Source organism: Endothiovibrio diazotrophicus (genome assembly GCF_054657215.1).
The window spans coordinates 20,456-41,908 of record NZ_BAAHXB010000046.1; the positions used below are offsets into that span (position 1 = coordinate 20,456).

Annotated in this window: 16 protein-coding genes; 10 read left to right on the top strand and 6 right to left on the bottom strand. The window is 68.7% G+C overall.

Annotation, left to right across the window (positions count from 1 at the left end; genetic code table 11):
• The first annotated feature begins 135 nt into the window (after nt 1-135).
• Nucleotides 136-3,078 (top strand): ATP-binding protein, encoded by a 2,943-nt coding sequence (locus ACYQ2W_RS12850; protein ID WP_459867521.1) that lies wholly within the window; start codon nt 136-138, stop codon nt 3,076-3,078.
• Between the two features lie 231 nt (nt 3,079-3,309).
• On the opposite strand, the gene ACYQ2W_RS12855 is transcribed toward ACYQ2W_RS12850, so the two are convergent.
• The 5 genes from ACYQ2W_RS12855 to ACYQ2W_RS12875 form a co-directional block, all read right to left on the bottom strand.
• Nucleotides 3,310-3,852: a PAS domain-containing protein gene (locus ACYQ2W_RS12855; protein WP_459867524.1), complete on the bottom strand. Its 543-nt coding sequence runs from the start codon at nt 3,850-3,852 to the stop codon at nt 3,310-3,312.
• 66 nt (nt 3,853-3,918) lie between these two features.
• Entirely contained in the window at nt 3,919-4,062 is a 144-nt protein-coding gene (locus ACYQ2W_RS12860; protein WP_459867527.1) for a hypothetical protein, read from the bottom strand.
• Nucleotides 4,063-4,065: 3 nt separating this feature from the next.
• Nucleotides 4,066-5,577: a hybrid sensor histidine kinase/response regulator gene (locus ACYQ2W_RS12865; protein WP_459867529.1), complete on the bottom strand. Its 1,512-nt coding sequence runs from the start codon at nt 5,575-5,577 to the stop codon at nt 4,066-4,068.
• 337 nt (nt 5,578-5,914) lie between these two features.
• Complete coding sequence (locus ACYQ2W_RS12870; protein WP_459867531.1) at nt 5,915-6,544, bottom strand: response regulator; 630 nt, start codon at nt 6,542-6,544, stop codon at nt 5,915-5,917.
• 256 nt (nt 6,545-6,800) lie between these two features.
• Nucleotides 6,801-7,433 (bottom strand): response regulator, encoded by a 633-nt coding sequence (locus ACYQ2W_RS12875; protein ID WP_459867534.1) that lies wholly within the window; start codon nt 7,431-7,433, stop codon nt 6,801-6,803.
• 276 nt (nt 7,434-7,709) lie between these two features.
• On the opposite strand from ACYQ2W_RS12875, the gene ACYQ2W_RS12880 reads away from it, so the two are divergent.
• The 3 genes from ACYQ2W_RS12880 (at nt 7,710) to ACYQ2W_RS12890 (ending at nt 14,335) form a co-directional block, all read left to right on the top strand.
• Nucleotides 7,710-12,221 (top strand): class I SAM-dependent methyltransferase, encoded by a 4,512-nt coding sequence (locus ACYQ2W_RS12880; RefSeq protein WP_459867537.1) that lies wholly within the window; start codon nt 7,710-7,712, stop codon nt 12,219-12,221.
• Between the two features lie 126 nt (nt 12,222-12,347).
• Nucleotides 12,348-13,772 carry a metallophosphoesterase gene (locus tag ACYQ2W_RS12885; RefSeq protein ID WP_459867540.1) on the top strand — a complete coding sequence of 475 codons (1,425 nt, stop codon included), beginning with the start codon at nt 12,348-12,350 and terminating at the stop codon, nt 13,770-13,772.
• Between the two features lie 320 nt (nt 13,773-14,092).
• Entirely contained in the window at nt 14,093-14,335 is a 243-nt protein-coding gene (locus tag ACYQ2W_RS12890; RefSeq protein ID WP_459867543.1) for a DUF4062 domain-containing protein, read from the top strand.
• 77 nt (nt 14,336-14,412) lie between these two features.
• Here ACYQ2W_RS12890 and ACYQ2W_RS12895 read toward each other — a convergent pair whose 3' ends face one another.
• A complete protein-coding gene (locus ACYQ2W_RS12895; RefSeq protein ID WP_459867546.1) occupies nt 14,413-14,808 on the bottom strand; it encodes a hypothetical protein in 396 nt (131 codons plus the stop codon).
• A gap of 203 nt (nt 14,809-15,011) precedes the next feature.
• On the opposite strand from ACYQ2W_RS12895, the gene grpE reads away from it, so the two are divergent.
• From grpE to ACYQ2W_RS12925, 6 genes are all read left to right on the top strand, one after another.
• Nucleotides 15,012-15,617, top strand: coding sequence for a nucleotide exchange factor GrpE (gene grpE / locus ACYQ2W_RS12900; protein ID WP_459867549.1), 606 nt, complete (start codon nt 15,012-15,014; stop codon nt 15,615-15,617).
• 100 nt (nt 15,618-15,717) lie between these two features.
• Nucleotides 15,718-17,661 (top strand): molecular chaperone DnaK, encoded by a 1,944-nt coding sequence (gene dnaK, locus ACYQ2W_RS12905; RefSeq protein ID WP_459867552.1) that lies wholly within the window; start codon nt 15,718-15,720, stop codon nt 17,659-17,661.
• 400 nt (nt 17,662-18,061) lie between these two features.
• Nucleotides 18,062-19,216, top strand: a complete 1,155-nt coding sequence (dnaJ, locus tag ACYQ2W_RS12910; RefSeq protein ID WP_459867555.1) for a molecular chaperone DnaJ — start codon at nt 18,062-18,064, stop codon at nt 19,214-19,216.
• 223 nt (nt 19,217-19,439) lie between these two features.
• Nucleotides 19,440-19,640: a hypothetical protein gene (locus tag ACYQ2W_RS12915; RefSeq protein WP_459867558.1), complete on the top strand. Its 201-nt coding sequence runs from the start codon at nt 19,440-19,442 to the stop codon at nt 19,638-19,640.
• Between the two features lie 118 nt (nt 19,641-19,758).
• The gene (locus tag ACYQ2W_RS12920; protein WP_459867561.1) at nt 19,759-20,301 is read left to right on the top strand and encodes a DUF2058 domain-containing protein; all 543 of its coding nucleotides are present in this window, start codon (nt 19,759-19,761) and stop codon (nt 20,299-20,301) included.
• A 96-nt stretch (nt 20,302-20,397) separates the two neighbouring features.
• A complete protein-coding gene (locus tag ACYQ2W_RS12925; protein WP_459867564.1) occupies nt 20,398-21,270 on the top strand; it encodes a molybdate ABC transporter substrate-binding protein in 873 nt (290 codons plus the stop codon).
• The last annotated feature ends 183 nt before the right edge of the window (nt 21,271-21,453 follow it).

Sequence of the window (21,453 nt, forward strand, 5' to 3'; positions counted from 1 at the left end):
GGCGTCGAGACGCCCGTCCGGCAAGGCGCGCAAAGGGGCGCATGCTTGTCGTATGCAACCCTTTGCGCAACGCCGCCGGGCGGAGCGGATCGGCGTTCCAAAACGGGAAGTTGTTTTTTCGCGAGCCCCAAATGGTTGCTCCTGTTGCTCGCCGTGCTGACGACCCCGGCGTTTGCCGCCGTCGCCGAACACCCGCCCGTCGTGTTGCTGATCCACTCCTACCATGCCGGGATGCCGTGGACCGACGCCCAGAACCGCGGTTTCGCCGATGCCCTGCGCGCCGACGGGCGGGTAATCGACCTGCACGTCGAGTACCTCGATTCGCTGCGCCACCGCGACCGCAAGGAGGCGATGCGCGGGCTCCTGTTGCGCACCCTGGTCGCCAAATTCAGGGGCCATCCGCCGGCGGTGATCGCGGTCACCGACAACAACGCGCTGGATTTCATCCTCGACGAGCGGCCGAAGTTCGCACCGGGGGTGGCGGTGGTGTTCTGCGGGATCAACGGCCTCGATCCCGATATCCGCGCCCGCTACCACAACCTCACCGGGGTGGCCGAGGAGGCGGCGTTCAAGGAGACCCTCGAGTTGATGGAGCAGTGGCTGCCGGGACGGCGGGTGCTGGTGCTCGGCGAGCGCTCGCCCACCTTCCGCGGCAACTACGCCAGCCTGCGCAAGGCCAACGCGGAGCGCGCCTCGCCCGCCGAGATCGAGCTGTTCGACGACCCGGTGCTCTCGCACATCGAGGCGCGGGTGCGGCGCGCCGGGCCGGATACGGTGGTGTTCCTGCTCAACCGCCCGGTCGACGACCGCGGCGCGACCATCGACAGCGCGACCGCCGTTCGGGCGATCAGCGCGGCCAGCCGCCAGCCGCTCTTTTCGGTGTGGGACTACATGTTCGGCTACGGCATCGTCGGCGGCAAGCTCACCTCGGGCGAGGCCCACGGCGAGATCGCCGCGCGGCAGGTGCTGCGCATCCTCGACGGCGAGGCGGCCGATGCCATCCCGATCGAGTGGGAGAGCGCCAACCGCTACCGCTTCGATTACGACCAACTGCTTCGCTTCGGCCTGGAAGGGCGACCGTTTCCCCCCGGCTCGACGGTGATCCACCGCCCGGTGAGTTTCTACGCGCAGCACCACGACAAGGTGTTGGTCACCGCCGCGGCGTTCGCGCTGCTGCTGCTGTTCGGCATCCGCCTGTTGATGCTCAACCGCTCGCTGCGCGAGAGCCGCAACCTGCTCGACGATATCGTCGACAACCTCCCGGTGATGGTCTTCCTCAAGCGCGCCTCGGACCTCAGCTTCGTCCGTTTCAACCGCGCCGGCGAGGCGCTGCTCGGACGTGGTCGAGAGGAGTTGCTGGGGCGCTGCGACTACGACTTCTTCCCCAAGGAACAGGCCGACTACTTCATCGCCAAGGACCGCGAGGTACTGCGCGGCGGGGCGCTGGTGGAGATCCCGGAAGAGCCCATCGAGACGGCCCACGGCCAGCGTATCCTCCATACCCGGAAACTGGCCTTGCGCGACCGGGAGGGGCGGCCCCGCTACCTGCTGGGGATCTCCGAGGACGTCACCGAGCGCCAGCAGGCCCGGGAGATGCTGCTGCGCTACAAGGACGAACTCGAAAAGACGGTGGAGCAACGCACCGCCGAACTGCGTCTGGCGCGCGACGCGGCGGAGGCGGCGAACCGTGCGAAGAGCCTGTTTCTGGCCAATATGAGCCATGAACTGCGCACCCCGCTCAACGCCATCCTCGGCTTCTCCGGCCTGCTGCGCCGCGAGCGTGCGCTGAGCGCGGGCCAGCAGCGGAGTCTCGAGATCATCAATCGCAGTGGCGAGCACCTGCTGACCCTGATCAACGACGTGCTGGAGATCGCCAAGATCGAGTCCGGCAAGCTGCAGCTGGAGGAGGCCCCCTTCGACCTCGGTGTGCTGGTTCGCGACGTGGTCGAGATGATGCAGGTGCGTGCCGGGCAGAAGGGGCTGTGGCTGCGGCTGGACCAATCCTCGGCCTTTCCGCGCTACATCAAGGGCGACGAGGCGCGGCTGCGCCAGATCCTGATCAACCTGGTGGGCAATGCGGTGAAGTTCACCGAGCGGGGCGGGGTGACGGTGCGCCTCGGGGTCAAGGACAACACCCGGCACCACCTGCTGATCGAGGTCGAGGACAGTGGCCCGGGGATCGATGCCGCGAGCCTTGAGCAGTTGTTCCAGCCCTTCGTCCAGTTGGCCGACGGGGCGGCGGTGGGGGGCTCAGGACTGGGGCTGGCGATCACCCGCCAGTTCGTCGAGCTGATGGGGGGCGGGATCGCCGTCGAGAGCCATCCCGGCGAGGGTTCGCGGTTCCGCGTCGACCTGCCGTTGGAGTGCGCGGAGGAGGGCGAGGTCGATGCCCTGGCCCAGCCGCTTCCCGGCGAGGTGATCGGCCTCGCCCCCGGCCAGCCCGCCTACCGCATCCTGATCGCCGAGGACCAGCGGGAGAACCGCCTGCTGCTCGCCCGGCTGATGGAGGCGATCGGCCTGGAGAGCCGGCAGACCGAGGATGGCGAACAGTGCGTGCGCCAATTCCGCGAGTGGCGGCCCGACCTGATCTGGATGGATTGGCGGATGCCGGTGATGGACGGGGTGGAGGCGAGCCGGCGGATCCGCGCGCTGCCCGGCGGCGAGCGGGTGAAGATCGTCGCGGTGACCGCCTCGGTGTTCAAGGAGCAGCAGCCGAAGCTGGCGGCGGCGGGGATCGACGAGCTGGTGCGCAAACCCTACCGCGCCGCGGAGATCTACGCCTGCCTGGCGCGTCAGCTGGGGCTCGAATACCGCTACCGGGAAGAGGAGGAAACGGCGCCTGCGGCGATATTGACCCCCGCCATGCTCGCCGGATTGGCGGTACCATTGCGCAGAGAGCTGCGGGAGGCTGCGAAGCTTCTCGATTGCGAGGGCGTCGAGGCGGCGGTGGGTAGGGTTGCTGAGAGCGATCCGGCGTTGGCGCGCTCGCTGGCCGCGCTCGTCGAGCGGTTCGACTACGCGGCAATCGTGCGGGCGCTGGAGGGCGGGGAATCGGCTCAGGGGATCGGGCAAGGATGATTTCTGAAATTTCACCGTCTTCCCGCCTCCTCCCGGGCCGCGGCTTTGCGGTCCCGGAAGGATCGGCGCATCCCACCCCAATCATAAACAGGAAGATCCCATGCGGCTCAATTGTCGCCTGTTTCTCTCTCTGTTCGGGGTGGCGGCCTTGCGCTCGGCGGCGTCGAGCATGATGCCGTACCACAGGGTGGCGCCGTCGCCCGGGCGCCGAGGCACCGAGCGCATGTCGATTCAGCGCTCCGTGCCGTCCGGACGGCAGATCCGCGCTTCGATATGGAACGGCTTCAGGGTGCGTGCGGACTCGGCGATGGCCGCCTCGATGCGCGGCCGGTCGTCGGGGTGGGCCAGGGCGTAGCGGATGATCGGCTCCGGGAGGTGTTCGGCGAGGGTGCGGAACTCGCGCTCCCGCTGTTTGAGCGCCTGTTCCGCCCGTTTGCGCTCTCTGATGTCGCGGCCGATCACCAGCACGCTGGCCGGGCGGCCGTCGTCGCCGTGTTCCGGCAGGACGCGGACGTCGAAGACGCGGTGTCCGACGGTCGGGCTGTCGACCTCCACCCGCAGCTCGGCGGGGGTGCCCGCGGCGGCGCGGAGGAGGGCGCGGTGGTAGGCCTCCGGCTCGGCCATCAACGGCTGGTCGAGGACCGTGTGGCCCAGGCTCTCGTCGCGGGCGGCGCCGCCGAGGCGGCGCCAGGCGGCGTTGGCGTAGAGGCGGCGCCCCTGCGGGTCGTAGCGGACGACCACGTCGGGGGAGTTCTCCACCAGCGCGCGGAACATCTCCTCGCTGCATCCGGGGGGCGCCCGGTATCGGTCGGAAGGCGCATCGGGTGGGGCAGCGGTCGTTCATTCGGAGGCCTCGTCGAGGGTTCGGGTCAGCCACTCCTCCATCGCCTTGGTGCGGTAGCCGCGGGCCACCTCCGCCAGGGAGCGAAACCGTCCTTCGCCGTCGTCCGGGTGCCGGTACGCCGGTGGCGTCGCGGGGCGCACGGGTCACGCCCCCGGCGCCGCGGCGGCGAGCGGCAGCCGGGCGGTGATGGTGGTGCCGCCTCCGGGGAGGGAGGCGTTGCTCAGGATCCCGTCGAAGACGGCCAGCCGCGCCTCGATGGCCATCAATCCCAGCGGCTTGCGGGCGGTGGAGCGGAGGTCGAACCCGCGGCCGTCGTCACGCACGGTCAGTCGGCAGTGGTCGTCGTTCCATTCGATGAGGAGGTCCGCCCGGTTGGCGGCGGCATGGCGGGCGACGTTTTCCAGCGCCTCTTCGGCGAAGCGGAACAGGGTCAGGGTGCGCCCTTCGTCCAGCGGCCGGGCCGCTCCCTCCTGCTGCCAGCGGCAGGGGAGGCCGGTGCGGCGGCAGAAGTCGTCGGCAAGCCATTCGAGGGCGTGTGGCAGACCGTGGTCGAGAACCGGCGGGCGCAGCTCGGCGGCCACCTCGCGGACGATGCGCAGGGTGTGATCGAGCAGTTGGGTCAGTGCGCGGGCCTCGCCGTCGAGTCCGGGGGCGTGGTCGGCGAAGCTGGCGCGCAGGGTGCCGAGACCGAGGCGGATGGTGGTGAGGTACTGCCCCAGCTCTTCGTGCATCTGCCAGGCGATGCGCTTGCGCTCGGCCTCGCGCAGCTCCTCGCGGCGGGTGGCGAGTTGACGCAGCTGCTCCTCGGTCTCCTCCAGCCGCTGGTGATTGCGCCGCAGGGCGGCCTCGGCGCGGCGGTGGGCGGTGACGTCGCGGGCGACGGTGAGGACGCTGGTCACCATGCCGTCGGCGCCGAATTCGGGGATGGCGCGCAGGTCGAAGTAGACCGGCTCCCCCTCTTCGTCGTGCCAGGAGAGTTCGTACTCCTCTCCCCGGCCGTCGGCGATCACCCGCCGCAACATCGCCTCGAAGGGGGCGCTGGTGGCGGCGATGCGGCCCGCCCGCTCGCCGGGCGCCTTGCCCAGGACCGCGTCACGCGCCACCCCGTTGATCCGCTCCCACGCCGGGTTGAGGTAGAGGCGGCGGCAGTCGCGGTCGTAGCGGACGATGACGTCGTCGGAGTTCTCGGTGAGGGTGCGGTACTCCTCTTCGCTGCGCAGCAAGGCGCGGTTCTTCTCCTCCAGCTGCCGGTGCAGGGTGCGCAGCCGCAGGTGGGCGTTGACCCGCGCCCGTACCTCGTCGACGTGCAGCGGCTTGGTGAGGTAGTCGACGCCGCCGGCGGCGAAGCCCTCGACCTCGTTCTGCATGGCGCTCAGCGAGGTCATGAAGATCACCGGGATCTCGCCGGTGACGGGGTCCGCCTTGAGCCGGCGACACACCTCGAAGCCGTCGATCCCCGGCATCATCACGTCGAGCAGGATCAGGTCGGGCACCACCCGCGCGGCGCGCTCCAGCGCTTCCATGCCGTCGAGGGCGACCAACACCTCGTGGCCCTCCAGCTCGAGGCTCTCCACCACCAACTCGAGGTTGACCGGGGAGTCGTCGACCAGCAGCAGGGTGTGGCGCGGGGCGGCGGATTCGCCGGCGTTGTTCATGGTGCGGTGACCTCTGGTTCAGTGTCGCGCCCGCGACGCCCCGGTCGGCGTTCCGGCCGGAGCGGCGGGCAACTTGCAGGGTAGCTCCGCGCGGGGGCGGGACACTATCGGGAAAGACTGAATTTGCCGGCGCATGTCCCCTTCATCCTGTAGGAATTTCCTTACCGGCCGAGCGTTACACTCTTATCCCGCTACCGTAGGATGGGCAAAGGAGCACAGCGACGTGCCCATCAAACGAAGGCGGTGAACTTGGTATCGGCAGTTTCGTTTTGATGGGCACGCCAACGCTTTGCCCATCCTACGGGCGTCCATCCCGATTTTTCGGATCGACGGAGGGCTATTGCAGCAGTCCCCACTCGAGCGCGTAGCGCACCAGTTCGGCGTTGCTGGCCACCCCCAGCTTATCCATCATGCGGGTCTTGCGGGTGCTGGCGGTGCGCGGGGTGATCGCCAGCTCGCCGGCGATGGCGGCGACGCCGGCCCCTTCGAGCAGTCGGCGAAGGATGAACTGCTCCCCCTGGTTGAGCCGCTCGTGGGGGGCGGTGGGGCCGGTGACCGCGGCGAAGACGATCGCCTCGGCCAGCTTCGGGTCGATGTAGCGCTGGCCGAGGGCCACCTTGTGGATGGCCTCGAGCAGGGTCTCCGGGTCGTTGTCCTTGGTCAGGTAGCCGGCGGCGCCGGCGTTCAGCGCGCGGCGGGCGGTCTGCGCCTCGTCGTGCATGGTGAGGACCAGGATCGGCAGCCGCGGGCGGGCGGCGTGGACCCGCGTGATCAGCTCGGTGCCGAGGGTGCCGGGCATCGACAGGTCGAGCAGCAGCAGGTCGGGGATGGTCTCGCTCAGGCACGCCAGCACCTCGGGGGCGCTGGCCGCCTCGGCGACCACCGCGAGGTTGTCGCGGGTCGCGAACAGCCGGCGCAGCCCCTCGCGGACGATGGCGTGGTCGTCGGCGATCATCAGGCGGATCATCGGCGTGTCACCTCGCGGGAGAGGTGCGGGGCGTCGGTGGGCGGGTTGGGGGGGCGATCCTCGCTCTTCCCCCCAGCCAGTCGATTGGTGGAGAGATTCCCATGGTGGTAGTGCCCTCGGGGCTGTGGTGCGTGGTGCATAGGATGCCACGGCCACTTCTCCCGCCAATCAGGGCAGGCTGAAATGAGGGTAGGGGAAGGGTTGGAGGGTGTAGGGAAATCCCTACGATGCGAAAGTCCGGCGGGCGGGCGGCAGGCTACTCCACGAGGCCGGCGGTGACCGCGTAGCGCACCATTTCGGCGTTGCTGTGGAAGGCCATCTTCTCCATCAGGCGCGCCTTGTGGGTGCTGACGGTCTTGTTGCTGATGGCGAGGGCGTCGGCCACCTCGTTGACGCTGAGCCCCTTGGCGAGCAGCTGGAGGATCTGCAGCTCACGGTCGGAGAGCTGCTCGTGGGGTGGTTGCTCGCTGGCGGCGTTGCTCTCGAAGAGCATCGCCTCGGCCAGCGCGGGGTCGATCGAGCGCCCGCCGGCGGCGACCCGGCGGATGGCGGCGAGCAGCACCTCCGGCTCGCTGTCCTTGGTGACGTAGCCGACCACCCCGGACTTGATCGCGCGGCGGGCGATCTGCGGTTCGTTGTGCATGGTCAGCACCAGGATCGGCGGGGCGCCGTCGTGGTTGTGGATGCGCCGGATCAGGTCGATGCCGCTGATCCCGGGCATCGCCATGTCGAGCAGGATCACATCGATGCCGCCGCCGCGCAGCCGCTCCAGCACCTCGCCGCCGTTCATCGCCTCGGCGACCACGGTGATGTCGGAGGTGAGGGCGAACAACTGTTTCAGGCCCTCGCGGACGATGGCGTGGTCGTCGGCGATGAGCAGTCGAATCATGGTGTCTCTCTCGGTGGGCATCTTCGTCTTGAAAGGGCGTGGCTTCGTCGTGTTCGAGTAGGCCGTGGTTCAGACCCCTTCGTAGGCGCGGCATCCAAACCAAGCTTATTGCGCGGCGAGCGCGGGATTATGCTTAGGGTGATCGAGGAGCACAAGCGGTGGCCACAGCCGCTACGAGTTCGGATCCCCGCTTACCTCTACGATGTCGCCTCCGCTACCCTGCCGGGGATCGAGCGGACACCGTCGGCTTCCCCATCTACCCCCGCGAGGCATTCTGTGAAGAACGTCGAGGACATCTACCCCCTCACCCCCAGCCAGTACGGCCTGCTCTACCACGCGGTGCAGGCGACGGGGGGCGGGACCTATTTCGAGCAGTTCTGCTATACCCTCCGCGGGGCGCTCGACGAGGCGGCCTTCCGCGGTGCCTGGCAGCGGGTGGTGGCGCGCCACCCCGCGCTGCGCACCGCCTTCCTGTGGAAGGGGATCGACGATGCCCTCCAGGTGGTGCGCCGCGAAGCCCCCCTGCCGTGGCTCACGCTGGAGTGGGGCGGGCTCGACGAGGGGGAGGCGGCGGCGCGGCTGGAGCGCTACCTCGCCGAGGACCGGCGCAAGGGGTTCCGCCTGGAGCAGGCGCCGCTGATGCGCTGCGCCCTTTTCCGGCTCGCGGACCAGCGCTTCCACTTCGTGTGGAGCTTCCACCATGCCCTGATGGACGGCTGGTCCTTCGCCCTGGTGCTGAAGGAGGTGAACGCCCTCTATGCCGCCCTCGCCGCCGGCCGCCCCGACCGGCTCGCCGAGGCGCCGCTATACCGCAACTACATCGCCTGGCTGCAGGGGCGCGATCGCGCCGCTGCCGAGGCCTTCTGGCGCGGGGTGTTGGACGAGACCGATGTCCCCGGCCCCGTGCCGGCGCGACTGCCGACCACCGCTTCGAGCCCTACGGCTCCGGACGCCCCGCCGGGCGAGGTCGCGGCCACCCTCCCGGCGGAGACCACCGCCGCCCTTCACGCCCTGGCCCGCGAGGCGCGGGTGACCATGAACGTGGTGCTCCAGGCGGCGTGGGCGATCCTGCTGGCGCGCCACACCGGCGCGGAGGCGGTCTGTTTCGGCTACGGCAGCTCGGGGCGCACGCCGGAGGTCGCCGGCATCGAGGGGATGGTGGGGATGCTCATGGGCACCCTGCCGATGCGCGTGGCGGTGCCGGCGGAGCGGTGCCTCGGTGAACTCCTCACCGAGCTCTCCCGGCGCCATGCGGCGCAGGAGGCGTGGGGCTTCGCCGGTCTGGCGGAGATCCAGCGCTGGGCCGGGCTGGCGCCGGGCGAGGCGCTGTTCGACAGTGTGGTCGCCTACGAGAACTACCCGCGCGACGAGAGCCTGGCGGTGGGCTTCTGCGGCTTCGCCATCGAGGCGCTGCAATTCTTCGAGCGCACCACCTTCCCGCTGGTGGTCTACTCCAGCCCCGGCGAGCGCATGCACCTGCGTTTGCAGTTCGACCGTGCCGTTCACGATGAGGCGTCGGTCGCCGCGCTGGCGGCGCGCCTCGCGCGGCTGCTGGAGTCCATGATCGGCGGAGTGGGGCGGCGGGTCGCCGAGCTGGAGATGCTCTCCGGCGAGGAGCGCGACGAGCGGCTGGCGGCACTGGCGAGCGGCGACGGGCCTCCGCCCGAGTACCCCACGGTGGCGGAGTGGGTGGCGGCGCGGGCGGCGGCGCAGCCCGACGCCATCGCGGTGGAGGAGGGGCCGGTGCGGTTCGACTACGCCGCCCTTGATGCCGCCGCCGAGGCGCTGGCGGCGCGCCTGCGGGCCCTCGGCGCCGCGCCGGGGCGCTTCGTGGCGCTCCACCTGCCCCGTTCGGCGGGGATGGTGATCGCCCAACTGGCGGTGATGAAGAGCGGGGCCGCCTTCGTGCCCCTCGACCACGGCGGTGCCCCGGCGCGCAACCGCGAGATCCTCGCCGACGCCGCGCCGGTGGCGGTGGTGGTGGCCGGGGAGGAGGGGGCGTTGCCACCGGAGATACCGCAGGTGGTGCAAGCCCGCATTTCTCACCAACTTCCTACTGCGGACGCCGATCCTCCCGCTGTGACGGGGCGTGCTCCCTCCGGGCTCCTCAACATGGGGTCGGCCATGCCTTCGTCGCCCTCCAGTCCGCGCGCCCCGTCACAGCGGGGTCTCGACGCCCTCGCTACGGAAGTTGGTGAGAAATGCGGGCTAGGCGACGACAGCGAGGCGGTGGCGGCCCCCGCGGGCGGGCGGATCGACCCCGACTCCATCGCCTACATGTTCTACACCTCCGGCTCCACGGGCCGACCCAAGGGGGTGCCGATCCGCCACGGCGCGCTGGCCGGCCTCTGTGCGCAGTGGGGTGAGTACGTCGGGCTGGCGCCGGGGGTACGCGCCTCGCTGCTGGCCAACCCCGCCTTCGACGCCAGCCTGCTGGAGCTGTGGCCGGCGCTCTGCGCGGGCGCCGGGGTCGCGGTGGTGCCCGCGGAGAGCACCGCCGATCCCGCCACGCTGCGTGACTGGCTGCTGGCGCAGCGGATCGAGGTGGGCTTCGTGCCCACCCCGCTGTTCCCCCCGCTGCTCGAACTGGCGTGGCCCCGCGAGGGGGCGCCGCGCCTGCTGGTGACCGGCGGCGACCGGCTGCCGGGGCGCCCCCCGCGAGGGCTGCCGTTCCGCCTGATCAATGCCTACGGCCCCACCGAATGCACCGTCTGCGACACCGCCGGCGTTCTCGCCCCCCGCGAGGAGGACGACAGCGCCCCCGACATCGGCCGCCCGCTGCCCGGCATCCGCGCCTATGTGCTCGATCCCCACGGCCACCCCGCGCCGCGCGGCGCGGTCGGCGAGCTGTGCCTCGGTGGGCCGCGGGTCATGCCCGGTTATCACGGCCGCCCGGAGCGGACCGCCGCGGTCTTCCTGGAGACCCCGCTCGACCCGGACGGGCGGGTCTACCGCAGCGGCGACCGGGTCCGGCTGCGCGGCGACGGCCGCCTGGCGTTCCTCGGCCGCCGCGACCATCAGGTGAAGGTGCGCGGGGTGCGTATCGAGCTGGGCGAGGTGGAGGCGGCGATCGCCGCCAGCCCGCTGGTCGGGGCCGCCGCCGTGCTGCTGGAGGAGACGGGCGGCGAGGCCGCGTTGAGTGCTTTCGTCGAGCCCGCCGCCGCCCTCACCCGTGAGCGGGGGCCGCGGGACGCCTTCCTCGATGACTGGCGCCGCCTCTACGAGAACGTCTACCAGGGGGCGGTGGCCGACCGGGCCGACCCCGACTGGGACCTGCGCGGCTGGAGCAGCAGCCTCACCGGCGCCGCCATCCCCGCCGACGAGATGCGCGCCTGGGTGCGCGGCAGCGTGGCGCGCCTTGCCGTCCTGGCGCCGCGCCGGGTATTGGAGATCGGCTGTGGCAGCGGCTTGCTGGTGCAGGCGCTGGCGCCGTCGGCGGAGCGCTACCACGCCACCGATTTCGCCCCCGCCGCGCTGGCCGGCGTCGAGCGCCGGCGCGACGCCGACCCGCGTCTCGCCCACGTCACCCTGGAGCGGCGCGACGCCCACGACTTCGCCGGCATCGAGGCGCGCTCGGTGGATCTGGTGGTGCTCAACTCGGTGGTGCAGTACTTCAGCGACGCCGACTATCTCGCCGCGGTGCTGGAGGGGGCGGTGCAGGCGGTCGCCGACGGCGGCCACGTCTACGTCGGCGACGTGCGCAGCCTGCCGCTGCTCGACCTGTTCCACGCCGAGGCGGCGCTCCTGCGGCTGCCGGAGGGGACCAAGGTGGAGGCGTGGCGCCAGGCGGTGGAAGAGGGGATCGAGCAGGAGGAGGAGCTGGTGCTGCACCCCGCCTTCTTCGCCGAACTCGCCGCCCGCCTGCCGCGGGTGGGCCACCTGCAAGTGATGCCGCGGGCGGGCGGCGAGACCGAGATGGCGCGCTACCGCTACGACGTCCTGCTGCACGTGGGGCCGGCCCCGGCGCTGGCCGCGGTCAGCTGGTCCGAGTCTCCCCCGCAAACCGCCGCGGAGCTGCCCGCGGCGGCGGAGGGCCGTGCCTGGAGAGCGCTTCCCAACCGCCGCCTGAGCCGGGCGGCGACCCTGCGCCGCTGGCTCGCCGCCCCGCCCGAGGGGGCGGCCACGGTGGGCGACCTGCGCCGCTTCTTCGCGGCCCTGCCCGAGCGCGGCATCGATCCCGACGTGGCGGCCGAGCGGGGCGAGACGTCATGGCTCGGTGGCGACGGAGAGGGCGCCTTCGCCCTTGCCGGGGCCCCGGCACCCGTCGACTTTTCCGAGTTGCGCCCCACCGCAACCGACGTAGAGCTGGCCAACACCCCGTGGCGCGGCCACCTGCGCCGTACCCTCGCCGAGCGCCTGCGCCGCGACTTGGCGGAGCGTCTCCCCGACGCCTTCCTGCCGGCGCGCTTCACGGTGCTGGAGCGCCTGCCGCGCACCCCCGCCGGCAAGCCCGACCGCCGCGCCCTGCGCCGCCGCGGCGCCGCGGCGAGCCACCACTACGTGGCGCCCCACACCCCCACCGAAGCGGCGCTGGCCGCCATCTGGGCCGAGGTGCTGGGCCACGACCGCGTCGGCGTCACCGACGACTTCTTCGCCCTCGGCGGCCACTCCCTCTCCACCACCCGGGTGGTCTCCCGCATCCACACCCGCTGGCGGGTCGAGGTCCCCCTCTCCGCCCTCTTCGAACGCCCCACCGTACAGGCGATGGCCCCCTACCTCGATGCCCTCCTCACCGCGGCCTCCGCACCGCGCCAGGAAGGGGAGGCGCGGGAAGTAGGGGAGTTGTGAACGCTCTGGAATCCTGTGTTCCCGAACCTACGCGGGATGGAATAATCGCGGATGAATCCCGCACAATAGACGGCGCATTCAAACGGACCGCCACGAGCCAACCACCCAAAAAGGATGAATCGAATCATGACCGTCAAGAGAAACACCGCCTTGCTCGGCCTGCTCTCCCTCTTCGTTCTAACCACCCCCTGCGCACAGGCGCAATCGACCGGCGACATCGCCGCCGCCTACGTGCTGTATACCCAGAACATCGACACCGGCGATACGGTCAGCCTCGCCCGCATCGTCATCGACGGCGTCGACCAGCCGTGCCCGTCCGTCCCCACCGTGGCGACGATGCGGACCCGCACCAACCCGGACCCCGCGCACTTCCCGATCACCGTCTGCGAGGGGATCTACAGCGCCACTACCGCCACCGCCATCCCCGGCAGCACCCTCACCCTGCCGGCGCTGAAGAGCGCGCCGGAGAAGATCGTGGTCGTCGGCGACACGGGCTACAAATCGAGCCAGATCAGCGACGGGGAGGGGGGCTGGGTGTTCCCCGAACTGGCCGCGCAGGCGGCGAAGGAGGCGCCCGACCTGGTCCTGCACATGGGGGACTACAACTACAGCGGCACCCCCGGCACCATCCAGGTCAACGGCCAGACCGTCCAGGTCTATGATGCCGGCGACAACACCACCCAGGGCATGTGCCGCATCCCCGGCGGCTACTACGGCATGAACACCCCTGGCAGCAATTTCTCGGATAGCTGGAGCGCCTGGAAGAGCAACCTGTTCGACGCCGCCCAATCGCTGATGTCGGCCGCCCCCTTCGTCTTCGCCCGCGGCAACCACGAGCTGTGCAGCCGCGCCGGCAACGGCTGGTTCTACCTGCTCGACGCCAACAGCCCGCTGCTCGGCAAATACGCCGCCCAGCTCAGCTGCCCCTCCGCCGACAACCCGACGCCGACGCTCTCGGCGCAGCCCTTCCTGGTCCACTTCGATCCGCTCAACCTGCTGGTGGTCGACGCCGCCAACGCCTGCGACTCCGGCCTGCTGAATGCGGATGACTACGTCAACCAGTTCGCCCTCACCAAACAGTTGCAAAGCAACGCCCCCAAGGCGAAGCAGACCTGGCTGGTGATCCACCGGCCGGTCTGGGGCATCGTCAAGCGCGACGACGTCGGCGCCTGCGGCGCGAATCCCACCGACAAGTACTGCCACATCACCCGGACCCTGCTCGCCGCCGACCATGCGACCGGCCTGAGCGAGGGGCTGGACCTGGTGCTGTCGGGGCACATGCACCGCTTCCAGGCGGTCGGCTTCAAATCCAAGTCCCACGCCCAGCAGTTGATCCTCGGCAACGGCGGCGTCAAGCTCGCCTCGCTGCATCCGAAGAGCACCAAGGAGCTGGCGATCGACGGTCACAAGGCCACCGTCCAGGGGCTCAAGGAGTTCGGCTACATGACCATCGAGCTGGACAAGTCCAACTGGCAGGGCGTGCTGATGGGCGACCGGGAGAAGGCCTTGATGAAGTGCAAGTCGGGGAGCTATCCCCTGTGCGCCGAGTGATCGGCGGCGGGAACCCCTCGTTCGCGAATCGGGAAAAAGGCGGTGCCGGAAGGTGCCGCCTTGTTTTTCGTCGCCTGGACGCCCTCCCTGTAGGAGCGGCCCCCAGGCCGCGATGGTACGGAGTGAGACGTTTCGGCCCGGAGAGCGGTAGGCGGCGCAAACGGCGTCGGCTTCCGCATTCTGCTCACGCGAAGTGCCTACATCCCTGTAGGCAATCGCGGCTTTAGGGCTGCTCCCACATCGATGCCGGAGTGGATGGAATTGTCGTTTGCAAATCCCGCACAATGGACGGGGTTTAGTCAGGACGGGAACAGGGAACGATGTCGCACGCCTCCATCACCGAGCTGGAGTATGAACGGGCCAAGGCGCGGGGCATTCCGCGCCTGCTCTTTTTCATGGACGAGAATCATCCATGGCCGTCCAAGCTGGTGGAGAAAGGGGAGGGCGCTACCAAGCTGGAGGCCGTCAAAAAACGCGTCGGAAGCGAGCGGGTCGGCGAATTCTTCACCGACGAAAAGGACCTGCGCGGCCAGATCATTCACGCCCTGCACGAGTACGGATAAAGGGATTCCGCCGCCTCCGACTACCGCCCGACGGCCAGCCCCATCCCCACCGCTCCCGAGCCCTACATCGCCCACCCCTACGTACTGATGCGGTCGCGCCGCCTGGTGGGGCGCGAGCAGGAACTCTCCCTGCTCACCGACTGGGTGGCCAAGCCGGGTAGCGAGGTCCACCGCAACCCGATGCTCCGCTTCATCGCCATCGGCGGCATGGGCAAGAGATGGGAGATGAGGTTGAGGTCATGATTGACGGTGTAGGGGCTCCTCCCGTCGGCGAGCCGCTGGTCGCGGAACTCCGCGAGGTCGGCGCCGCGGATGGATGCCAGCGGGCGCAGCGCCAGCTTGCGGTTTTGCCACAGGCGGATCTTTCTCTTCCCCTGATCGGCTCCCTTCTTGGCGGGGGTCACCTCGCGCAAATAGCGCTTCAGCGCTTCGCCAAGCGTCGTCTGCTCCGCCTCGGAGCGGGAGACAGACACCCCCCGGTCCATCTCGCTTTCCAGTGCACGCGCCCATGTCTCAGCCTCGGCGCGGTTCTCAAAAGCACTTCAAGTCTGAAGCCATTGCCCCTTGAAACCCCCAAATGAAACCCCATATTCCGTACCACTACCCGTTCGAAGCACCCCTTCGTCGGGTTTTCTCTGTGTTTTTCAATGAACTATCCAGCGCCGTGGAGAGCGAGATGAGTGATGAGGAGAAGATGAACGAGCCATCGGTCGAGGTGGAGGGTGTCGTCGAGGAGGCTGCCGCAGAAGGGACCGGCGAAGGGCAGCCGAGCTACGACGAAGTGGTGCTGATGCTGGAGGACGCGCGCGCCAAGGCCGACGACCACTGGAATCAGGTGCTGCGCATCAACGCCGAGTTGGACAACCTGCGCAAGCGCAGCAGCCGCGACCTGGAGAACGCCCACAAGTTCGCCCTGGAGAAGTTCGCCGGTGAACTGCTGCCGGTGCGCGACAGCCTGGAGATGGGGCTGGCCGCCGCGGAGAACTCCGAGGGCGACGTGGAGAAGATCCGCGAGGGGATGGAGCTGACCCTGAAGATGCTCTCCGGTGCCATGGAAAAGTTCGGCATCGTCCAGGTGGACCCCAAGGGGGAGAAGTTCGATCCCCAACTGCATGAGGCGATGAGCATGATGGAGTCGGCCGAGGCCGAGCCCAATACCGTGCTCCACGTGGTGCAGAAGGGCTACCAGCTCAACGAGCGGCTGATCCGCCCGGCGATGGTGGTGGTGGCCAAGGCCGGGACCAAGCCGGAGGAGTCCCCCTCCATCGACGTCCAGGCTTGAAATCGGCAATTCCATACCTATCTAACGTTTATCAACGAATTCACGCTTCCGCCCGCGCACAGGGCGGATCACTCAAGATTTTCAACGGAGAGCACGGAACATGGCCAAGATCATCGGCATCGACCTCGGTACCACCAACTCCTGCGTCGCGGTGATGGAGGGCGGGAGCGCCCGCGTCATCGAGAACAGTGAGGGTGACCGCACGACCCCTTCGATCATCGCCTTCAACGAAGACGGTGAAGTGCTGGTGGGCCAGCCGGCCAAGCGTCAGGCGGTGACCAACCCCAACAACACCCTCTACGCCATCAAGCGCCTGATCGGCCGCCGCTTCAAGGACGAGGTGGTGCAGCGCGACATCAAGATGGTCCCCTACAAGATCGTCGAGGCGGACAACGGTGACGCCTGGGTCGAGGCCCACGGCAAGAAGATGGCCGCCCCCGAAATCTCCGCGCGCGTGCTGCAGAAGATGAAGAAGACCGCCGAGGACTACCTGGGCGAGGCGGTCAATGAAGCGGTGATCACCGTGCCGGCCTACTTCAACGACTCCCAGCGCCAGGCGACCAAGGACGCCGGACGCATTGCCGGCCTGGAGGTGAAGCGGATCATCAACGAGCCCACCGCGGCGGCCCTGGCCTATGGCATGGACAAGAAGCGCGGTGACATCAAGATCGCGGTCTACGACCTGGGTGGCGGCACTTTCGACATCTCGATCATCGAGATTGCCGAGGTCGACGGTGAGCACCAGTTCGAGGTGCTCTCGACCAACGGCGACACCTTCCTCGGCGGCGAGGACTTCGACCTGCGGATCATCGATTATCTGGCCGACCAGTTCAAAAAGGAGCAGGGGATCGACCTGCACAACGACCCGCTCGCCCTGCAGCGCCTGAAGGAGGCCGCCGAGAAGGCGAAGATCGAGCTCTCCTCCTCCAGCCAGACCGAGGTCAACCTGCCCTACATCACCGCCGACGCCAGCGGGCCGAAGCACCTCAACATCAAGATGACCCGCGCCAAGCTGGAGTCGCTGGTGGAGGATCTGGTCGAGCGTACCGTCGATCCCTGCCGCATCGCGCTGAAGGATGCGGGGCTCGCCGCCTCCGAGATCGACGATGTGATCCTGGTCGGTGGCCAGACCCGCATGCCCAAGGTGCAGGAGACGGTGAAGGGCTTCTTCGGCAAGGAGCCGCGCAAGGACGTCAACCCCGACGAGGCGGTGGCGATCGGTGCGGCGATCCAGGGCGGCGTGCTCGGCGGCGACGTCAAGGACGTGCTGCTCCTCGACGTCACCCCCCTGTCGCTCGGCATCGAGACCCTCGGCGGGGTGATGACCAAGCTGATCGACAAGAACACCACCATCCCGACCAAGGCCAACCAGGTCTTCTCCACCGCCGAGGACAACCAGACCGCGGTGACCGTCCACGTCCTCCAGGGCGAGCGCGAGATGGCCTCCGGCAACAAGTCGCTGGGCCGCTTCGACCTCTCCGACATCCCGCCGGCGCCGCGCGGCGTGCCGCAGATCGAGGTGACCTTCGACATCGACGCCAACGGCATCCTCAACGTCTCCGCCAAGGACAAGGCCACCGGCAAGGAACAGTCGATCGTGATCAAGGCCTCCAGCGGTCTCTCCGACGACGAGATCGACCGCATGGTGAAGGACGCCGAGGCCCACGCCGCCGAGGACAAGAAGGCGCGCGAGCTGGTTGACGCCCGCAATCAGGCCGACAACATGATCCACGCCACCGAGAAGTCGATGAAGGAGCTTGGCGAGCAGGTGAGCGCCGAGGAGAAGTCCGACATCGACAGCGCCATCAATGGCCTGCGCGAGGCGATGAAGGGAGACAACAAGGAGACGATCGAGGAGAAGACCAAGGCGCTGACCGAACTCTCCGGCAAGCTCGCCGAGCGCCTCTACGCCCAGAAGGGTGGCGAGGCCGAGGGCGGTGCCGGCGCCCAGCCGGGCGGTGGCGCCGGTGCGGGTGCGGGTGCAGCCCCCGGCGGGGATGATGTGGTCGACGCCGAGTTCGAAGAGGTCAAGGACGACAAGTAAGGTTTCGGACGCCGGACGTCAGGCTCCGGGCAGGGGACTTCGTACCTGCCCCGGAGCAGGGCTCGGTGCCGGAGTCGCACCCGAATATCGCACATGCGGTGAAATGTCTGCCTGTAGGAGCGGCCCCCAGGCCGCGATGGCGCTGTTTCCGTACCTGCCGCCAGCCAAGATGAAAGGCCTCACTCCGCACGGATCGCGGCCTGGGGGCCGCTCCTACAGGGGTTGATGCGCTCGCTGGCGGTTACTTGGCATTGACCGAAGAATATAAATGGCTTCGCTTGCGAAGCCTGTCCCGTTTATGGAGTTGTTTCGGAGTCGGACGTCAACGGTATAGACCGCTGGCGAGCGCAGCCCCGGATCACCTGAAGCCTGACACCTGAAGCCTGGCGCCTTAAATAAAATGTCCAAACGCGATTTCTACGAAGTCCTCGGAGTCGACAAGAACGCCTCCGAGGCCGAGCTGAAGAAGGCCTACCGGCGGTTGGCGATGAAGTTCCATCCCGACCGCAACCCCGACGATCATGAGGCGGAAGGCAAGTTCAAGGAGGCGAAGGAGGCCTATGAAGTGCTCTCCGACGCCCGTAAGCGGGCCGCCTACGACCAGTTCGGCCACGCCGGGGTCGATCCCAGCATGGGTGGCGGCGGACCGGGCGCCGGTGGCTTCGGTGGCGCGGCGGACTTCGGCGACATCTTCGGCGAGGTGTTCGGCGACATCTTCGGCGGCGGCCGCCGCGGCGGTGGCGGGCGTGCCAGCGTCAACCGCGGCGCCGATCTGCGCTACAACCTGGAACTCTCCCTGGAGGAGGCGGTCCACGGCACCACCGCCAAGATCCGCATCCCCACCCTGGTGTCGTGCAACACCTGCCACGGCAGCGGCGCCAAGCCCGGCACCAACCCCACCACCTGCACCACCTGCGGCGGCCACGGTCAGGTGCGGATGCAGCAGGGCTTCTTCTCGATCCAGCAGACCTGTCCCACCTGCCGCGGCACCGGCAAGGTGATCAAGGAGCCCTGCGGCAGTTGCCACGGCCGCGGCCGCATCGAAGAGTACAAGACCCTCTCGGTGAAGGTGCCGGCGGGAGTCGACAACGGCGACCGCATCCGCCTCACCGGCGAGGGAGAGGCGGGCGACCAAGGCGGACCGGCGGGGGACCTTTACGTCCACATCGTGGTGCGCGAGCACCCGATCTTCACCCGCGAGGACAACCACCTCTTCTGCGAGGTGCCGATCTCCTTCGTCGCCGCCGCGCTCGGCGGCGAGCTGGAGGTGCCGACCCTCGATGGCAAGGTGAGCCTGAAGATCCCCGCCGAGACCCAGACCGGCAAGCTGTTCCGGCTGCGCGGCAAGGGGGTGCGGCCGGTGCGCGGCGGGGTGGTCGGCGATCTGCTCTGCCGGGTGGTGGTGGAGACCCCGGTGAATCTTACCGACCGCCAGAAGGAGCTGCTGCGCGAGTTCGACGGCTCGATGGGCGAGGGTGGTGCCACCCACACCCCGCAGGCCTCGTCGTGGCTCGACGGGGTGAAGAAGTTCATCGAAGGGGTGATGAAGGACTGAGTCCGGGCGCCGGCGTTCTTCCGCGCTTGGGATGATCAACGCGGAGAACGCAGAGACGCGGAGTTCGCGGAGAAGAGGGATTCGAATGCGGGGGGCCGAGTGTCGGTGATGACGCTCGGCCCTTTTTGGATCCTCCCGCCTGACCGGGTCGTCGCCAAATTGGGGGGACAGTCTTACAATCGGATTCGATGTAATTTCCAGTTTTCGTCCCCGGAGGGACGTCATGAGCAGGATCGAACAGATTCAGTCCGCAATTGAGGCACTGCCCCATGAGGACTTTGTCCGCTTGGCAAAATGGATCAACCAGCGGGATTGGGAAGAGTGGGATCGAGACATCGAGGCAGACGGGCAATCGGGGAAGCTGGACTTCCTGTTGGATGAGGCCGCCGATGCGAAGGCGAAGGGCAGCTTGAAGGGGCTCTGATGCATCGGGCGACCCGCCGCTTCTGGGCTGCATTCGAGACGCTGCCGGAGCCGATTCAGTCGGCGGCGCGAAAGAGCTTCGAACTTCTACGGCTTTTACGAGTACAGGATTCCAGGTCATGGGTAATTCACTGAGCGATCAGCTGCTGAAGGCGGGGCTGGTGAGCAAGGGCAAGGCGAAGAAGGTTCGCCACGAGCAGAAGGGCAAGCGTAAGAAGGGCGAGGGCGGCGGCGTCGAGGAGGAGGCGAGGAGCGCCGCCGAGCAGGGAGCACGGGAGAAGGCGGAGCGCGATCGCGAGCTGAACCGCCAACGGGAGGCGGAGAAGCGGGAGCGGGCGGTGGTCGCCCAGATCCGCCAGATGATCGAGGCCAACCGCCGGCCGAAGGCGGAGGGGCACGACGGCGAGGCCTACAACTTCACCGACGGCACCAAGGTGAAGCGGATCCACGTCACCAAGGAGGTCGCCGATGCTATCGCCCGCGGGCAGCTGGCGATCGTGCGCCTCGACGAGGGCTACGAGGTGGTGCCGAAGGGGGTGGCGGAGAAGATCCGCGAGCGCGATGCCGCCTACGTGGTGGTGCTCAACGAGGGGCGCGCCGATACCCCTGACGAAGACGATCCCTATGCCGAGTACCAGATCCCCGATGATCTGATGTGGTAGGCAACACGGGTTTTTCGATCTCCCGCCGGGATCGTTCTTTCCCTGACTCGGTCTAAGCTTTTCAGATCATCAACCGAGAGCAGGGAGGATGCCCCCATGTTGCAGTGGCCGGAGGAGACGATTTCCACAGACGGCGAGGTCCCCCGTTGGGAGCACGCCGGCTCCAACCGCATGCTCGACCTGCACGGCGACCCCCTCGCCGCAGAGCTGGTGGTCTTCTCCGACGGTAATCACCATATGGCGCTGCGCGATGCGTTGCGCCTCTTCCGCGAGCAGCACCCCGGCCTTGGCGGGATCTTCTACACCACCACGCCCCCCGGCCCGCTGCTCCAGTGGGTGCGCCGCGGCACGCTGCGTTTCGGCAACTTCCAACTCGCCCTCGCGCCCCATCTGGTGATCAGTCCGCCTCACGTGTTGGGGCAGCTGGCGGAGGAGGGGTGGATCGCCGACACCACGCCGCTCGCCCGCCACCGCGGCGCGGTGCTGCTGGTGCGCCGGGGCAACCCGAAGGGGATCGGCGGGGTGGCCGATCTGGCGCGGGAGGAGGTCAAGCTCTTCCTCTCCAACCCGGAGTCCGAGGCGGTGAGCTACGGCGGCTACGAGGAGACGCTGCGGGCGCTGGCCGCGCGTGAGGGGGTGACGTTGCCGTCGCTGGGCAAGGAGGCGGGCAAGGTGGTGTTCGGCGAGCGCATCCACCATCGCGAGGCGCCCCAGGCGGTGGCCGACGGGCGGGCCGACGCGGCGGTGGTCTACTACCACTTGGCCTTGCGCTACTGCCGCATCTTCCCCTCGCTCTTCGAGTGGGTCGGGCTGCCCGGCGCGGAGGCGTTCTCCGGCGAGGTACACACCGCGGTGGTCGGCGACGGTGGCACCTGGGGCGGGCGGTTGGCCCGTTTTCTCGCCTCGCCGGAGACCGCCTCGATCTACCGTCAGCACGGCCTCGACGGGATCGCGCCCCGCCCGGTGTAGGAGCGGCCCATAGGCCGCGAGGCGCCCTTTCCGTCTAGTCTCGTCGAGTCGCGGCACTCCGCATTATCGCGGCCTAAGGGCCCGCGAAAGAATAACTTCCTGTTTTGGGGCGTCGAGACGCCCGTCCTGCAAGGCGCGCAAAGGGGCGCATACTCGTTGTATGCAACCCTTTGCGCAACGCCG

Bases quoted from the DNA above. Each gene is read 5' to 3' on its own strand.
- ACYQ2W_RS12855 (WP_459867524.1), bottom strand. From the start codon at position 3,852: ATGTTCCGCGCGCTGGTGGAGAACTCCCCCGACGTGGTCGTCCGCTAC.
- ACYQ2W_RS12865 (WP_459867529.1), bottom strand. From the start codon at position 5,577: ATGAACAACGCCGGCGAATCCGCCGCCCCGCGCCACACCCTGCTGCTG.
- ACYQ2W_RS12870 (WP_459867531.1), bottom strand. From the start codon at position 6,544: ATGATCCGCCTGATGATCGCCGACGACCACGCCATCGTCCGCGAGGGG.
- ACYQ2W_RS12875 (WP_459867534.1), bottom strand. From the start codon at position 7,433: ATGATTCGACTGCTCATCGCCGACGACCACGCCATCGTCCGCGAGGGC.
- ACYQ2W_RS12885 (WP_459867540.1), top strand. From the start codon at position 12,348: ATGACCGTCAAGAGAAACACCGCCTTGCTCGGCCTGCTCTCCCTCTTC.
- ACYQ2W_RS12890 (WP_459867543.1), top strand. From the start codon at position 14,093: ATGTCGCACGCCTCCATCACCGAGCTGGAGTATGAACGGGCCAAGGCG.
- grpE (WP_459867549.1), top strand. From the start codon at position 15,012: ATGAGTGATGAGGAGAAGATGAACGAGCCATCGGTCGAGGTGGAGGGT.
- dnaK (WP_459867552.1), top strand. From the start codon at position 15,718: ATGGCCAAGATCATCGGCATCGACCTCGGTACCACCAACTCCTGCGTC.
- dnaJ (WP_459867555.1), top strand. From the start codon at position 18,062: ATGTCCAAACGCGATTTCTACGAAGTCCTCGGAGTCGACAAGAACGCC.
- ACYQ2W_RS12915 (WP_459867558.1), top strand. From the start codon at position 19,440: ATGAGCAGGATCGAACAGATTCAGTCCGCAATTGAGGCACTGCCCCAT.
- ACYQ2W_RS12920 (WP_459867561.1), top strand. From the start codon at position 19,759: ATGGGTAATTCACTGAGCGATCAGCTGCTGAAGGCGGGGCTGGTGAGC.
- ACYQ2W_RS12925 (WP_459867564.1), top strand. From the start codon at position 20,398: ATGTTGCAGTGGCCGGAGGAGACGATTTCCACAGACGGCGAGGTCCCC.